This is a genomic window from Bacillus cereus group sp. N21, from assembly GCF_016483395.1.
Lineage (GTDB): Bacteria > Bacillota > Bacilli > Bacillales > Bacillaceae_G > Bacillus_A > Bacillus_A pseudomycoides.
The window spans coordinates 75,591-91,132 of sequence record NZ_JAEHBX010000002.1 but is presented as its reverse complement, the minus strand read 5'-3'; the positions used below and the strand labels follow the sequence as shown (position 1 = coordinate 91,132).

Here is a 15,542-nt window from a genome sequence, read left to right as displayed (position 1 = left end):
GCAATATGATATTATAACATTTGTGTTACTGAAATCAGTAGCCGTATTAACGATGTTCCGCTGTAATTTATTAAGACTTTATAAGAGCATCTGTTTAAAGGAGAGAATTGAATATGCAACAATTAATCGCAGAAATTACAAAAGGCCAATTAAAAACTGACCTACCTTCATTCCGTCCTGGTGACACTTTACGTGTACACGTAAAAGTAGTTGAGGGTACTCGTGAGAGAATTCAGCTTTTTGAAGGTGTTGTAATTAAACGTCGTGGTGGCGGAATCAGTGAAACATTCACAGTGCGTAAGATTTCTTACGGTGTAGGTGTTGAGCGTACATTCCCAGTTCACACGCCAAGAATCGCGAAAATCGAAGTACTTCGCCGTGGTAAAGTACGTCGTGCTAAGTTATACTACTTACGTAACCTTCGCGGTAAAAAAGCGCGTATCAAAGAAATTCGATAAGACATGTATGGGAGCTTGTAAATGCACAAGCTCCCTTTTTCCAATCTATATGAAATTTTGATATAATACGAACAGCTTACATAACCGTGGAGGGGAAATACATGAAAAAAGAGAAGAGTTCACTTTGGGAATGGATAAAAGCAATTTTGATTGCTATTGTGTTAGCGGGTGTTATTAGACAATTTTTCTTTGCTCCAATCCTTGTGGATGGTGTATCAATGTCACCGACGCTACATGATCGTGATCGAATGATTGTCAATAAGATCGGCTATCACATTGGTGAACCGAAACGTTTTGACATAATCGTATTCCAAGCAACAGAAGAAAAAGATTATATTAAACGTGTTATCGGCTTGCCAGGCGATGAAATTGAGTATCGAAATGATAAACTCTATATTAACGGAAAACCTTATGAGGAACCGTATTTAGACAAGCAGAAAAAACAACTTGCTGATGGACCACTTACATATGATTTCAAGCTTGAAGAAATTACAGGTAAGAAAACAGTTCCAAAAGGTCAATTATTTGTACTAGGTGACAATCGTCGTTTTAGTAAAGATAGTCGTACTATTGGAACGATTTCGATGGACCAAGTAATTGGAGAAGCGAATATGTTATATTGGCCATTGAAAGACGCACGTATTGTGAAATAAACGAAAAAAGAAGGTGGCAACATGGTAATTCAATGGTTCCCAGGGCATATGGCAAAAGCTAGGCGCCAAGTAACAGAGAAATTAAAGTTAATTGATGTTGTAATCGAACTTGTAGATGCTCGATTACCTTTATCTTCTCGAAACCCGATGATTGATGAAATTATTACACATAAGCCGAGGCTTGTTGTTTTAAATAAAGCGGATATGGCAGATGATCGCTTAACTAAGCAATGGATCGCCTATTTTGAGGAAAAAGGGCATAAAGCAATTTCAATTAATGCGCAGGCTGGACAAGGTATGAAAGAAATTGCAGCTGCATGTAAAGTGCTTGTAAAAGAAAAATTTGACAAAATGGTTGCAAAAGGCATTCGTCCAAGAGCAATTCGCGCTTTAATTGTAGGTATTCCTAATGTCGGTAAATCTACATTGATTAATAAATTAGCAAAGAAAAATATTGCAAAAACAGGTGATCGTCCAGGTGTTACAACAGCCCAACAATGGATTAAGGTTGGTAAGGAAATGGAACTACTGGATACACCAGGTATTTTATGGCCTAAATTTGAAGATGAATTAGTTGGACTTCGCCTTGCGACAACGGGTGCAATTAAAGATTCTATTTTAAATTTACAAGATGTAGCAGTATATGCACTTCGTTTTATGGAAAAGCATTATCCAGAACGTATACAAGAACGTTATAAAATAAGTGAAATTCCAGAAGACATTGTAGAATTCTTTGATGTGATTGGAAGAAATAGAGGTTGCTTAATGGGCGGCGGAATGATTGATTATGATAAAACATCTGAGCTTATTCTTCGCGAGCTTCGCGGTGGTAAACTTGGAAAAATGACATTTGAAACACCGGAAGAATTTGCAGAGGAAGTAGAAGAAGTATAAGACGTGCGTTTGTGCGTCTTTTCTTTTTGGTTATTTTTAAAAGGGAGTGTACATTGATGCAAAAAATCACAATTCAAGAGGCAGAATGTGTATTGCAAGAAATTAAGAATGAAGAAGATGAAAGATTTCAAGTGTTATTGAAGGATGAGCGGAAAGGCGTTCAAAAGCTCATTTTAAAATGGTATAAACAAAAAGAGTTAGCGCAAAAGGAAAAAGAAAAGTTTTTAGAGATGTCAAAATATGAAAAAGCATTACGTGAAAAAGGGCTCACATATATTGCTGGTATCGATGAAGTGGGAAGGGGGCCGCTAGCTGGGCCCGTTGTTACGGCTGCTGTCGTCCTTCCGGAAGATTTCTATACCCCAGGGTTAAATGACTCTAAAAAACTAAGTGAAGCGAAACGTGAGCGTTTTTATGATGAAATTAAAGAACAGGCAATCGCGATTGGGGTTGGAATTGTATCTCCACAAGTTATTGATGAAATAAATATTTATCAAGCGACGAAACGAGCAATGTTAGATGCAATTGCGAATTTAGCATGTACACCAGAGCATTTATTAATTGATGCAATGAAGCTTCCTACACCAATTCCGCAAACATCTATTATTAAAGGTGATGCAAAAAGTATTTCTATTTCAGCTGCGTCTATTATTGCGAAAGTAACGAGAGATCGCATGATGAAAGAACTTGGGAAAGAACATCCAGCATATGGATTTGAGCAACATATGGGCTATGGAACGAAACAACATTTACAAGCCATTGAAATGTACGGAGTATTAGAAGAGCATAGAAAAACATTTGCGCCGATTAAGGATATGATTCAAAAATAAGCTGTGACTCACAGCTTATTTTTTTATTTTGGTATATAAACATTACTATTTTCAAAAAAGAATAAAGCGATTTCAGTTTTCTGACACTTTATTGTAGACAGCGTGCCAATCATTTTATACAATGGCAATGTAGTGTTTTTTAAACATTAAAAAACTTTTTGAGTAAAACAGGAAAACAGGGGAGGATGGGACCATGAATATCCATGAGTACCAAGGTAAAGCAGTCCTTAGAAGCTATGGGGTTAGCGTTCCGAACGGGAAGGTTGCATTTACAGTAGAAGAAGCTGTAGAAGCAGCGAAAGAATTAGGAACAGATGTATGTGTAGTGAAAGCACAAATTCACGCTGGTGGACGCGGCAAAGCTGGCGGAGTAAAAGTTGCGAAAAATTTAGATGAAGTTCGTACATATGCGGAAAGTATTTTAGGTACTACGCTTGTTACGCATCAAACAGGTCCTGAAGGTAAGGAAGTAAAACGCTTACTTATCGAAGAAGGTTGCGATATTAAAAAAGAATATTATGTTGGTTTAGTTTTAGACCGTGCGACTTCTCAAGTTGTTTTAATGGCGTCTGAAGAAGGCGGAACAGAAATTGAAGAAGTGGCAGAAAAAACACCAGAAAAAATCTTTAAAGAATATATTGATCCAGCAGTAGGTCTGCAAGGTTTCCAAGCACGCCGCATTGCATTTAACATCAATATTCCAAAAGAGCTTGTAGGACAAGCTGTGAAGTTTATGATGGGCTTATATCGTGCTTATATCGAAAAAGATTGCTCTATTGCAGAAATCAACCCACTTGTTACAACAGGTGATGGAAAAGTTATGGCATTAGATGCAAAATTAAACTTTGATTCTAATGCATTATATCGTCATAAAGACATTCTAGAACTTCGTGATCTTGAAGAAGAAGATCCGAAAGAAATTGAAGCTTCTAAATACGACTTAAACTATATTCCTTTAGATGGAAATATTGGTTGTATGGTAAATGGTGCAGGATTAGCAATGGCAACAATGGATATCATTAAACATTACCATGGCGATCCAGCTAACTTCTTAGATGTTGGTGGCGGTGCTACAGCTGAAAAAGTTACAGAAGCTTTCAAAATTATTCTTTCTGACAAAAATGTAAAAGGTATTTTCGTTAATATTTTTGGTGGCATTATGAAATGTGATGTTATTGCAGAAGGTGTTATTGAAGCGACAAAACAAGTAGGCCTTGAATTACCACTTGTTGTTCGTCTTGAAGGTACAAATGTTGAGCTAGGTAAGAAAATTTTAAATGAATCTGGTTTAAATATTGTTGCAGCAGAATCTATGGCAGACGGTGCACAAAAAATTGTTTCACTAGTGGGCTAATAGAAAGCGGGGGAGAAAAATGAGCGTATTAGTTAATAAAGATACAAAAGTTATTGTACAAGGTATTACTGGCTCACAAGGTTTATTCCATACAAAACAAATGATTGAATATGGTACGAAAATTGTCGGTGGTGTAACACCTGGTAAAGGTGGCACTGAAATTGAAGGTGTACCTGTCTTTGATACGGTAGAAGATGCTGTAAAAGCAACGGGTGCAAATGCTTCAGTTGTGTACGTTCCACCCGCTTTTGCGGCTGATGCGATTATGGAAGCGGTTGATGCAGAGATTGACTTAGTAGTATGTATTACAGAAGGAATCCCTGTATTAGATATGGTTAAAGTTAAGAAGTATATGGCAGGTAAACAGACGCGTTTACTTGGACCAAACTGCCCAGGTGTTATTACACCAGATGAATGTAAGATTGGTATTATGCCAGGATATATTCATAAAAAAGGTCATGTAGGTATTGTATCTCGATCTGGTACATTAACATACGAAGCTGTACATCAATTAACACAAGAAGGCATTGGTCAATCTACTGCTGTAGGTATCGGTGGCGACCCTGTCAATGGTACAGACTTTATTGATGCGTTAAAAGCGTTTAATGAAGACGAAGAAACACATGCTGTTATTATGATTGGTGAAATCGGTGGAACAGCAGAAGAAGAAGCTGCTGAGTGGGTAAAAGCAAATATGACAAAACCTGTTGTTGGATTTATCGGTGGTCAAACAGCGCCTGCAGGAAAACGTATGGGCCATGCTGGTGCGATTATTTCTGGCGGTAAAGGTACAGCTGCTGAAAAAATCAAAACAATGGAAGCTTGTGGTATTAAAGTTGCTGAAACACCAGCTGTTATGGGCGAAACTTTAATCGCTGTTTTAAAAGAAAAAGGATTATTTGAAACTTGTAAAAACTATTAATCTTTTTGAAAGACACCTTCGTGCTAGAGGGTGTCTTTTTACACTTTTTCCTGTTTACATAATAAAAATTATGGGTAAGGAGAATGATCATGAAAAGGGAACGATTGCTCCATCTTCATTATGTGTTAGCGGATCATTGGAAAGCGTTAACTCACTTATTGCATATAGATCCAGAGATAAAGAAACTGTATAAATTTAGTTCAGTGGAATTTGAAAAGTATGCTGGGCTGACTCCGAAAAAATCTGCTGAATTAGTTAGCTTCTTACAAACATCTACCCCGGCACAATGTATACATCATTTAGAAGAAAAGCATATTTTTTATGTCACAATATGGGATGATGATTATCCAGAATTATTACGTGAAATATCAGATCCGCCTTTCATTTTATATGGAAAGGGAAAGAGAGAATTATTAGGAGAAATAAATAAATTTGCAGTAGTTGGAACAAGAAAACCTTCTTTATACGGGAAAGAAAGCATACAATCTATTTTACAACCGCTAATAGACAAAGAATGGCTAATTGTAAGTGGTTTTGCAAATGGAATTGATACCATTGCTCACCAAATCGCAGTGCAACAACATAGCCCTACTATTGCTGTCTTAGGGCATGGATTACAGTATATGTATCCAAAAGAGAATTGCTACTTTTATAAAATATGGAAGAATACTGTACTGTTATTAACAGAATATCCGCCACATTACGCGCCTAGAAAATGGTATTTTCCAAAGCGAAATCGAATTATCAGTGGTCTTTGTAAAGGGGTTCTAGTAGTGGAAGCGAAATCGAAAAGTGGCTCGCTTATTACTGCAGATCTCGCTTTAGAACAAAATAGGGAGGTATTTGCTCTTCCAGGTCCTATTTTTACAGAAAGTGCAGCAGGAACAAATCAACTTATAAAGCAAGGGGCGAAACTTGTTCAAAAAGCAGAGGATATTCTCGAGGAATTTTTAAATTAACCGTATATTTTTATGTTTTTATTAAACAATTATTGACAAATGGTAGAGTGGCACTGTATGTTATACTCATTCTTGATTGACAAAAACAAGAGAAATCAATAAGATTAATGAAGACTTGAATCCACCTCTTAAGGAGGCACTAGCATGTCAGATTACCTCGTAATCGTGGAGTCGCCTTCTAAGGCGAAAACCATTGAGAAATATTTAGGGAAAAAATACAAAGTCGTCGCGTCTATGGGACATGTTCGCGATTTGCCTAAAAGTCAAATGGGGATAGAAGTAAAAAATAATTTCACCCCGAAGTATATTACCATCCGTGGTAAAGGTCCTGTTTTAAAAGATTTAAAATCAGCAGCAAAAAAAGCAAAAAAAGTCTATCTCGCGGCCGATCCAGACCGCGAAGGAGAAGCGATCGCTTGGCATTTAGCGAATACGCTAAATGTGGATGTTGAATCAGATTGCCGGGTTGTATTTAATGAAATTACAAAAGATGCGATTAAAGAGTCATTTAAGCATCCTCGTGCAATTAATATGGATTTAGTAGATGCACAGCAAGCAAGACGGATACTTGATCGCCTTGTTGGTTATAATATTAGTCCTTTATTATGGAAGAAAGTCAAAAAGGGATTAAGTGCAGGACGTGTACAATCTGTAGCGGTTCGCTTAATTATTGATCGTGAAAAAGAAATTCAAAGTTTTATTCCGGAAGAGTTCTGGACAATTAAAACAGAATTTGTCAAAGGAAAAGACACATTTGAAGCATCTTTTTATGGTGTGAATGGAGAAAAGGTTCAATTAACAAATGAAGCGCAAGTAAAAGACATAATTGAAACAATGAAAGACAATGCGTTTTCAGTTGAAAATGTAACGAAAAAAGAGCGGAAACGTAATCCTGCATTACCATTTACAACGTCTTCTTTACAACAAGAAGCTGCACGTAAGTTAAATATGCGAGCAAAGAAGACAATGATGCTTGCGCAGCAGCTATACGAAGGGATAGATATTGGTAAACAGGGAACCGTAGGTCTTATTACGTATATGAGAACAGACTCAACGCGTATATCGGAAACTGCTCAAGAGGAAGCTCGCTCTTATATTACTGAGGCGTTTGGTTCAGAATACATAGGGACAGAGAAGAAGAAGGAAACGAAAAAAGCGAATGCACAAGATGCGCATGAAGCAATTCGTCCAACTTCGGTAATGAGAAAGCCAGAGGAACTAAAAAGTTTCTTAAGTCGTGATCAACATCGTCTGTACAAATTGATTTGGGAGCGATTTGTTGCAAGTCAAATGGCATCTGCTGTAATGGATACTGTTACAGCTAGACTCATTAATAATAACGTTCAATTCCGTGCAAGTGGCTCAGTAGTGAAATTTTCAGGGTTTATGAAAGTTTACGTAGAATCGAAAGATGATGGTGCGGAAGAAAAAGATAAAATGTTGCCTCCTTTAGAAATAGGAGAAACTGTATTTTCAAAAGATATGGATCCAAAGCAGCACTTTACGCAGCCGCCACCACGTTATACAGAGGCTCGTTTAGTTAGGATGCTTGAAGAGCTTGGAATCGGGAGACCGTCTACTTACGTACCAACACTTGAAACGATTCAGAAGCGAGGATATGTTGCATTAGACAATAAACGCTTTGTTCCGACTGAACTTGGAGAAATTGTAATTGAACTTATTTTAGAGTTTTTCCCAGAAATTATTAACATTGAATTTACGGCCAATATGGAGCAAAACCTTGATGAAGTAGAAGAGGGGAAAGCAAATTGGGTGAAAATTGTTGATGATTTCTACGTAGGCTTTGAACCCCGCTTAGAAAAAGCGGAAAAGGAGATGCGTGAAGTCGAAATTAAAGATGAACCTGCTGGGGAAGATTGTGAATTATGCGGTCACCCAATGGTCTTTAAAATGGGCAAATACGGGAAGTTTATGGCTTGTTCTAATTTCCCTGATTGTCGCAATACAAAACCGATTGTGAAAGAAATCGGTGTAACTTGTCCGAAATGTGATAAAGGACAAATTATTGAACGCCGAAGTAATAAAAAGAAACGTCTTTTCTATGGATGTGGCACATATCCAGAATGTGACTTTGTATCTTGGGATAAACCGATTGGCCGGAAATGCCCGAAATGTGAAGGTATGCTCGTAGAGAAGAAGCTGAAAAAAGGCGTTCAAGTACAATGTATTTCTTGTGATTATGAAGAAGAACAACAAATGTGAGCGTAACTGCTCACATTTTTTTCGGGATAGAAAAGGAAAGGTGATAAATACATGATAACACAAGTAGTAAACGTCATTGGCGCAGGTCTTGCAGGAAGTGAAGCAGCTTATCAAATTGCAAAACGTGGTGTTCAGGTAAAATTATATGAAATGAGACCAGTAAGACAAACGCCGGCTCATCACACAGATAAATTTGCTGAGTTAGTATGCAGTAACTCACTTCGTGCAAATACATTAACAAATGCTGTTGGGGTCATTAAAGAAGAAATGCGCAAAATGGACTCTGTTATTATCCGTGCGGCAGATGAGTGTTCTGTGCCAGCAGGAGGAGCATTAGCGGTTGATCGGCATGAATTTGCAGCAAAAGTAACGGAGTATGTGAAAAATCATCCAAACGTAACTGTGATGAACGAAGAAATGACAGAAATTCCAGAAGGACCAACTGTTATCGCGACAGGTCCACTCACATCTCCAGAACTTTCTGCACAGTTAAAAGAGTTAACGGGTGAAGATTATTTTTATTTCTATGATGCAGCTGCACCAATTGTGGAAAAAGAAAGCATTGATATGAACAAAGTATATTTAAAATCTCGTTACGATAAGGGAGAGGCGGCTTATTTAAACTGCCCAATGACAGAAGAAGAGTTCGATCGTTTTTATGATGCTTTAATTGCTGCAGAGACAGTGCCATTAAAAGAATTTGAGAAAGAAGTATTCTTTGAAGGTTGTATGCCTGTAGAAGTAATGGCAAGCCGTGGTAGACAGACATTGTTATTTGGACCGATGAAACCAGTGGGGCTGGAAGATCCGAAAACAGGTAAAACGCCATATGCTGTTGTTCAATTACGTCAAGATGATGCAGCAGGAACGTTATACAATATTGTTGGGTTCCAAACACATTTAAAGTGGGGACCTCAAAAAGAAGTATTACAATTGATTCCTGGACTTGAAAATGCAGAAATTGTACGCTATGGTGTAATGCATCGTAATACGTTTATTAATTCACCAAGATTACTTCGTCCAACATACCAATATAAACATCGTGATGATTTATTCTTTGCTGGACAAATGACAGGTGTAGAAGGATATGTAGAATCGGCTGCTTCAGGGCTGTTAGCAGGTATTAATGCAGCTCGTCTTGTAAAGGGAGAAGAGCCTGTTGTATTACCTCCTGTAACAGCAATGGGCAGTATGGCGAATTATATTACTGCAACTAATGCGAAAAACTTCCAACCGATGAACGCAAACTTTGGTTTATTTGCGCCATTAGAAAAGAAAATTAAAAAGAAACAAGAGCGAAATGAAGCATACGCAACACGCGCTTTAGAGATGATTCAAAATTTTGTAAATATTTAGTTAAATTTCTTGCAAAGGCTACTGAGTTGTGATACGATTTAGTAGCCTTTATTGAGGTGAGTTATGTGAATGTGAAGAAATTGTTACAATTATTCGTTGGATATTTACAAATTGAAAGAAATTATTCAAAATATACAATTGCAAGTTATCAAAATGATTTAGAACATTTTGTGCAATTTATGGAGCGAGAAGGCATATCCTCTTTTTTAGACGTTACATACGTAGATGTTCGTTTGTACTTAACGACATTACACGATGAAAAGCTAGCCCGTAAATCTGTCGCAAGAAAAGTATCGAGCTTACGAAGTTTATATCGTTTTCTGATGCGTGAAGGATATCGAGAAGATAATCCGTTTGCACTTGCGTCACTCCCCAAAAAAGAACTGTCAATCCCAAAGTTTTTGTATGTTGAAGAATTGGAGAAATTGTTTGAAGTTTCTGATGTAAAAACACCACTTGGTCAAAGGGATCAAGCTTTATTAGAGCTTATGTATGCAACGGGAATCCGTGTGAGTGAATGTGTAAGTTTACAACTTACTGATATTGATTTCTCGGTAGGGACAATTCTAGTGACGGGAAAAGGCAAAAAACAAAGGTACGTTCCGTTTGGAAGTTATGCCCAAGATGCTTTAATTACTTATATAGAAAACGGTAGAAAACAGTTAGCTAAAAAAACAGAGGAACATTCTCAAATGGTGTTTTTAAATGCAAAGGGTAAGCCGTTAACGGATCGCGGTGTTCGTTATATTTTAAATGAGCTCATTAAGAAAGCTTCTCTTACAATGCGAATAAGTCCGCATATGTTAAGGCATACATTTGCTACACATATGTTAGATGAAGGTGCAGATTTACGAACTGTGCAGGAGTTATTGGGTCATGAAAATCTATCAACGACACAAATTTATACGCATGTTTCAAAAGAAAGATTGCGTTCTGTTTACATGAAGCATCACCCGCGGGCATAAATTGCTTTTAAAGCTATAAAAACATATAAAGGAGTTTTTTCTATGGGAAATTTCCACGCTACAACGATATTTGCCATTCACCATAATGGAGAGTGTGCTATGGCCGGCGACGGACAAGTGACATTTGGCAATGCTGTTGTGATGAAGCACACAGCACGAAAAGTTCGAAAGCTATTTCAAGGGAAGGTGTTAGCTGGATTTGCAGGTTCCGTTGCGGATGCGTTTACTCTTTTTGAAATGTTTGAGGGGAAATTAGAAGAGTATAATGGAAATTTACAACGTGCTGCAGTTGAAATGGCGAAACAATGGCGTGGTGATAAAATGCTGCGTCAATTGGAAGCGATGTTAATCGTTATGGATCAAACAACGTTACTTCTTGTTTCAGGAACAGGAGAAGTAATTGAACCGGATGATGGCATTTTAGCAATCGGTTCAGGTGGACATTATGCGCTTGCAGCTGGCCGCGCTTTAAAGCAACATGCGAGTGAACATTTAACAGCAAAAGCAATTGCGAAAGCAAGTTTAGAAATTGCTGGTGACATTTGTGTGTATACAAATCACAACATTATTGTGGAAGAATTGTAGAATCGTAAGGGAGGCATTTTATATGCATTTACATTTTACTCCGCGTCAAATTGTAGAAAAATTGGATCAATATATTATTGGTCAAAAAGATGCGAAAAAAGCGGTTGCAGTAGCGCTTAGAAATCGATATCGTCGTAGTAAATTAGCGGAAGATTTACGCGATGAAATTGCTCCGAAGAACATTTTAATGATTGGACCGACAGGGGTCGGAAAGACAGAGGTAGCACGACGAATGGCGAAGCTCGTTGGAGCACCTTTTATTAAGGTTGAAGCGACGAAATTCACAGAAGTTGGATATGTCGGTCGAGATGTAGAATCTATGGTGCGTGACCTTGTAGAAACTTCAGTTCGCATCGTAAAAGAAGAAATGGTCGTCAAGGTTAAAGATAAGGCTGAGGAGCAAGCAAATCAACGACTTGTTGAAATTTTGGTGCCAAGTCCGCAAAAACAATCCGGATTCAAAAATCCGTTAGAGATGTTATTTGGTGGAAATCAAAATGCGAATCAGACATCTGAAACACAAGATGACACAGAAATTGAAAAGAAGCGCAGAGAAGTTGAAAAGAAACTTGCCGCAGGTTTACTTGAAGATGAAATTGTATCGATTGAAGTGACGGAACAACAGTCTTCTATGTTTGATATGTTGCAAGGTACTGGTATGGAGCAAATGGGGATGAATTTCCAAGATGCATTAGGAAGTTTTATGCCGAAAAAAACGAAAAAACGTAAACTTTCTGTAAAAGAAGCAAGAAAAGTCTTGACAAATGAGGAAGCACAGCGCTTAATTGATATGGATGAAGTTACACAAGAGGCTGTTTATCGTGCTGAACAGCTCGGGATTATTTTTATTGATGAAATTGACAAAATTGCTGGTAAGCAGTCGAATAGCGTGGATGTATCGCGTGAAGGTGTACAGCGTGACATTTTGCCAATTGTAGAAGGATCGAACGTTGCAACGAAATATGGATCGGTGAAAACAGATTATATTTTATTTATTGCGGCTGGTGCCTTCCATATGTCCAAACCGTCTGATTTAATTCCAGAACTGCAAGGAAGATTCCCGATTCGAGTGGAATTAACAAAATTATCGGTAGATGATTTTGTTAAAATTCTTGTAGAACCTGATAATGCTTTAGTGAAGCAATATATAGCATTATTAGCAACTGAGGGTATAGAAATTGAATTTTCTGACGAAGCTATTCGTAAGATTGCTGAGATTGCTTATCAAGTTAATCAAGATACGGATAATATTGGAGCGAGAAGACTTCATACCATTATGGAGAAACTTCTTGAAGATTTATCGTTTGAAGCATCTGAGATTACGTTAGAGAAAATAACGATAACACCTCAATATGTAGAGGAAAAATTAGCAACGATTGCTAAAAATAAAGATGTGAGCCAGTTTATTTTGTAATAGTGTCATCAGGTGACTCGCCCTAGTTTCCAAGTGATGAAAAAATATGTAAGTAACATGTAGGAGGAACTTTTGAAATGGAATTATTAGCAAAAACGAGAAAATTAAATGCGTTATTACAGAGCGCAGCAGGAAAGCCTGTAAACTTTAGAGAAATGTCAGATACAATGTGTGAAGTAATTGAAGCAAACGTATTCGTTGTAAGTCGTCGCGGTAAATTATTAGGATATGCAATTCACCAACAAATCGAGAATGAGCGCATGAAACAAATGCTTGCAGAGCGTCAATTCCCAGAAGAGTATACACAAAGCCTATTCAACGTTACAGAAACATCTTCAAACTTAGATGTAAACAGTCAATTTACAGCATTCCCTGTAGAAAACAAAGAATTATTCGGTCAAGGTTTAACTACAATTGTACCGATCGTTGGTGGCGGTGAGCGTCTAGGTACACTAGTGTTAGCGCGTCTTGGTCAAGAATTTTTAGATGATGATTTAATTCTTGCTGAATACAGCTCAACTGTAGTAGGTATGGAAATCTTACGCGAAAAAGCGGAAGAAATCGAAGAAGAAGCGCGTAGTAAAGCGGTCGTTCAAATGGCAATTAGCTCGTTATCATACAGTGAGTTAGAAGCAATTGAGCACATCTTCGAAGAATTAAATGGAACAGAAGGTTTACTTGTTGCAAGTAAAATTGCTGATCGTGTAGGAATTACTCGTTCTGTAATCGTAAACGCACTTCGTAAATTAGAAAGTGCAGGCGTTATTGAATCTCGTTCTTTAGGTATGAAAGGAACATACATTAAAGTATTAAACGACAAGTTTTTACATGAACTTGCTAAATTAAAAACAAACTAATTGTTAAGGGAAGCTCTCCTCATGTGAGGAGAGCTTTTTTATTTTCTAAAAGATTCATTGCGTTCTGATGGGGAAAAAGCCGTAGTTTTGCTTTATTAGGTACGGCTGCTTAAAGTAAAGGAAGAGTGGTAATACTGAAGTTAGAATTGAGAAATAGATGAGTAAAATCATAATTAAAAAGAAAGTTTTACATTGTTCGCATTTTCGACTTGATTGTAATATTTCATTATGATATAGTAAGCAGTGGTGTCAGTACAAAGTACACACGTTTACCGATTTAAGTGTTGGTGCTACGCTTGTAGTTTCGCTTAAAGATGAAGTAAACGGAGGATATCAAAAACCATTTAGGAGGAACTAAATTATGTCAGTAATTTCTATGAAGCAATTGCTTGAAGCTGGTGTTCATTTCGGACATCAAACTCGTCGTTGGAACCCAAAAATGAAACGTTACATTTTCACAGAGCGTAACGGTATCTACATCATCGACTTACAAAAAACTGTGAAAAAAGTTGAAGAAGCTTTCAACGTAATGCGTAACATCGCTGCTGAAGGTGGCGACATTTTATTCGTAGGTACAAAAAAACAAGCACAAGAAGCTATTAAAGAAGAAGCAACTCGTGCAGGTATGTACTTCGTTAACCAACGTTGGTTAGGTGGAACGTTAACAAACTTCCAAACAATCCAAAAGCGTATCAAGCGTCTTAAAGACATCGAAAGAATGCAAGAAGATGGTACATTCGATGTACTTCCTAAGAAAGAAGTTGTTCAACTTAAAAAAGAGTTAGAGCGTCTTGAAAAATTCTTAGGCGGTATTAAAGATATGAAAGGTCTTCCAAGTGCATTATTCGTAGTAGACCCTCGTAAAGAGCGTATCGCAGTTGCTGAAGCACGCAAATTACACATTCCAATCATCGGTATCGTTGATACAAACTGTGATCCAGACGAAATCGATCACGTAATTCCAGCAAACGATGATGCAATTCGTGCTGTAAAACTTCTTACATCTAAAATGGCAGACGCGATCCTTGAAGCAAAACAAGGTGAAGAAACTGTTACTGCGTAACAAATTTGAAAGGTGATAAGGGGTTCGGCCTTTTATCACCTTTTTTAAGGTATAAACACCTTTTCAAAAGGTATAAATACATATTTTAGGAGGATGAAAAATATGGCAATCACTGCACAAATGGTAAAAGAACTTCGTGAAAAAACTGGCGCGGGTATGATGGACTGCAAAAAAGCTTTAACAGAAACTAACGGCGACATGGAGAAAGCAATTGACTTCTTACGTGAAAAAGGTATTGCGAAAGCTGCTAAAAAAGCAGACCGCATCGCTGCTGAAGGTTTAACTTTCATCGAAACAAACGGTAACGAAGGTTTAATCTTAGAATTAAACTCTGAAACTGATTTCGTTGCGAAAAACGAAGGTTTCCAAACATTAATTAAAGAATTAGCTGCTCATTTATTAGCTAACAAACCTGCTAACATTGAAGAAGCTATGGCTCAAACAATTGCAAACGGCAAAACAGTAGAAGAGTACATCAACGAAGCAATCGCTAAAATTGGTGAAAAACTTACACTTCGTCGTTTCGAAATCGTATCAAAAACTGATGCAGATGCATTCGGTGCTTACCTACACATGGGTGGACGCATTGGTGTATTAACAGTTCTTGAAGGTTCTACAGATGAAGCGGCTGCTAAAGATGTAGCAATGCACATTGCAGCAGTTAACCCTAAATACATCGACCGCGATGCTGTAACAGCTGAAGAAGTTGAGCACGAGCGTCAAGTATTAACACAACAAGCTTTAAACGAAGGCAAGCCTGAAAAAATCGTTGCTAAGATGGTTGAAGGCCGTCTAGGTAAATTCTTTGAAGAGATTTGCTTACTTGACCAAGCATTCGTTAAAAACCCTGATATGAAAGTTCGTCAGTTCGTTGAGTCTAAAGGCGGAACATTAAAAGGATTCGTTCGCTACGCTGTTGGTGAAGGTATCGAAAAACGCGAAGACAACTTTGCTGAAGAAGTAATGAACCAAGTAAAAGGTAACAACTAATACAGATTAGGGAACACAT

General features: G+C 37.6%; 15 protein-coding genes. All 15 read left to right on the top strand.

Annotated elements, in window-relative coordinates; genetic code table 11:
* Positions 1 to 113: 113 nt before the first annotated feature.
* The 15 genes from rplS (at position 114) to tsf (ending at position 15,523) form a co-directional block, all read left to right on the top strand.
* Complete coding sequence (gene rplS / locus JDS96_RS01500) at positions 114 to 458, top strand: 50S ribosomal protein L19 (RefSeq protein ID WP_001186516.1); 345 nt, start codon at positions 114 to 116, stop codon at positions 456 to 458.
* A 101-nt stretch (positions 459 to 559) separates the two neighbouring features.
* Entirely contained in the window at positions 560 to 1,111 is a 552-nt protein-coding gene (gene lepB / locus JDS96_RS01495) for a signal peptidase I (protein WP_016115968.1), read from the top strand.
* A 21-nt stretch (positions 1,112 to 1,132) separates the two neighbouring features.
* Positions 1,133 to 2,005: a ribosome biogenesis GTPase YlqF gene (gene ylqF, locus JDS96_RS01490; RefSeq protein WP_003199468.1), complete on the top strand. Its 873-nt coding sequence runs from the start codon at positions 1,133 to 1,135 to the stop codon at positions 2,003 to 2,005.
* A 56-nt stretch (positions 2,006 to 2,061) separates the two neighbouring features.
* Positions 2,062 to 2,835 carry a ribonuclease HII gene (locus tag JDS96_RS01485; protein WP_199665806.1) on the top strand — a complete coding sequence of 258 codons (774 nt, stop codon included), beginning with the start codon at positions 2,062 to 2,064 and terminating at the stop codon, positions 2,833 to 2,835.
* 193 nt (positions 2,836 to 3,028) lie between these two features.
* Positions 3,029 to 4,189 (top strand): ADP-forming succinate--CoA ligase subunit beta, encoded by a 1,161-nt coding sequence (gene sucC, locus JDS96_RS01480; RefSeq protein WP_003199470.1) that lies wholly within the window; start codon positions 3,029 to 3,031, stop codon positions 4,187 to 4,189.
* Between the two features lie 19 nt (positions 4,190 to 4,208).
* A complete protein-coding gene (gene sucD, locus JDS96_RS01475; RefSeq protein WP_003199472.1) occupies positions 4,209 to 5,111 on the top strand; it encodes a succinate--CoA ligase subunit alpha in 903 nt (300 codons plus the stop codon).
* An 89-nt stretch (positions 5,112 to 5,200) separates the two neighbouring features.
* Positions 5,201 to 6,070 (top strand): DNA-processing protein DprA, encoded by an 870-nt coding sequence (gene dprA, locus JDS96_RS01470; protein WP_199665805.1) that lies wholly within the window; start codon positions 5,201 to 5,203, stop codon positions 6,068 to 6,070.
* A gap of 144 nt (positions 6,071 to 6,214) precedes the next feature.
* Positions 6,215 to 8,293, top strand: a complete 2,079-nt coding sequence (gene topA, locus JDS96_RS01465) for a type I DNA topoisomerase (protein ID WP_016115962.1) — start codon at positions 6,215 to 6,217, stop codon at positions 8,291 to 8,293.
* Between the two features lie 51 nt (positions 8,294 to 8,344).
* The gene (gene trmFO, locus JDS96_RS01460) at positions 8,345 to 9,649 is read left to right on the top strand and encodes an FADH(2)-oxidizing methylenetetrahydrofolate--tRNA-(uracil(54)-C(5))-methyltransferase TrmFO (RefSeq protein ID WP_199665804.1); all 1,305 of its coding nucleotides are present in this window, start codon (positions 8,345 to 8,347) and stop codon (positions 9,647 to 9,649) included.
* Positions 9,650 to 9,714: 65 nt separating this feature from the next.
* The gene (gene xerC, locus JDS96_RS01455; protein WP_016133222.1) at positions 9,715 to 10,614 is read left to right on the top strand and encodes a tyrosine recombinase XerC; all 900 of its coding nucleotides are present in this window, start codon (positions 9,715 to 9,717) and stop codon (positions 10,612 to 10,614) included.
* 42 nt (positions 10,615 to 10,656) lie between these two features.
* The gene (hslV, locus tag JDS96_RS01450; RefSeq protein ID WP_003199482.1) at positions 10,657 to 11,199 is read left to right on the top strand and encodes an ATP-dependent protease proteolytic subunit HslV; all 543 of its coding nucleotides are present in this window, start codon (positions 10,657 to 10,659) and stop codon (positions 11,197 to 11,199) included.
* 22 nt (positions 11,200 to 11,221) lie between these two features.
* Positions 11,222 to 12,613: an ATP-dependent protease ATPase subunit HslU gene (hslU, locus tag JDS96_RS01445; RefSeq protein ID WP_003199484.1), complete on the top strand. Its 1,392-nt coding sequence runs from the start codon at positions 11,222 to 11,224 to the stop codon at positions 12,611 to 12,613.
* Between the two features lie 77 nt (positions 12,614 to 12,690).
* Positions 12,691 to 13,470, top strand: a complete 780-nt coding sequence (codY, locus tag JDS96_RS01440; RefSeq protein ID WP_000421292.1) for a GTP-sensing pleiotropic transcriptional regulator CodY — start codon at positions 12,691 to 12,693, stop codon at positions 13,468 to 13,470.
* 361 nt (positions 13,471 to 13,831) lie between these two features.
* Entirely contained in the window at positions 13,832 to 14,533 is a 702-nt protein-coding gene (gene rpsB, locus JDS96_RS01435) for a 30S ribosomal protein S2 (protein WP_018764712.1), read from the top strand.
* Between the two features lie 102 nt (positions 14,534 to 14,635).
* Positions 14,636 to 15,523, top strand: a complete 888-nt coding sequence (tsf, locus tag JDS96_RS01430) for a translation elongation factor Ts (RefSeq protein ID WP_018764711.1) — start codon at positions 14,636 to 14,638, stop codon at positions 15,521 to 15,523.
* Positions 15,524 to 15,542 lie beyond the last annotated feature (19 nt).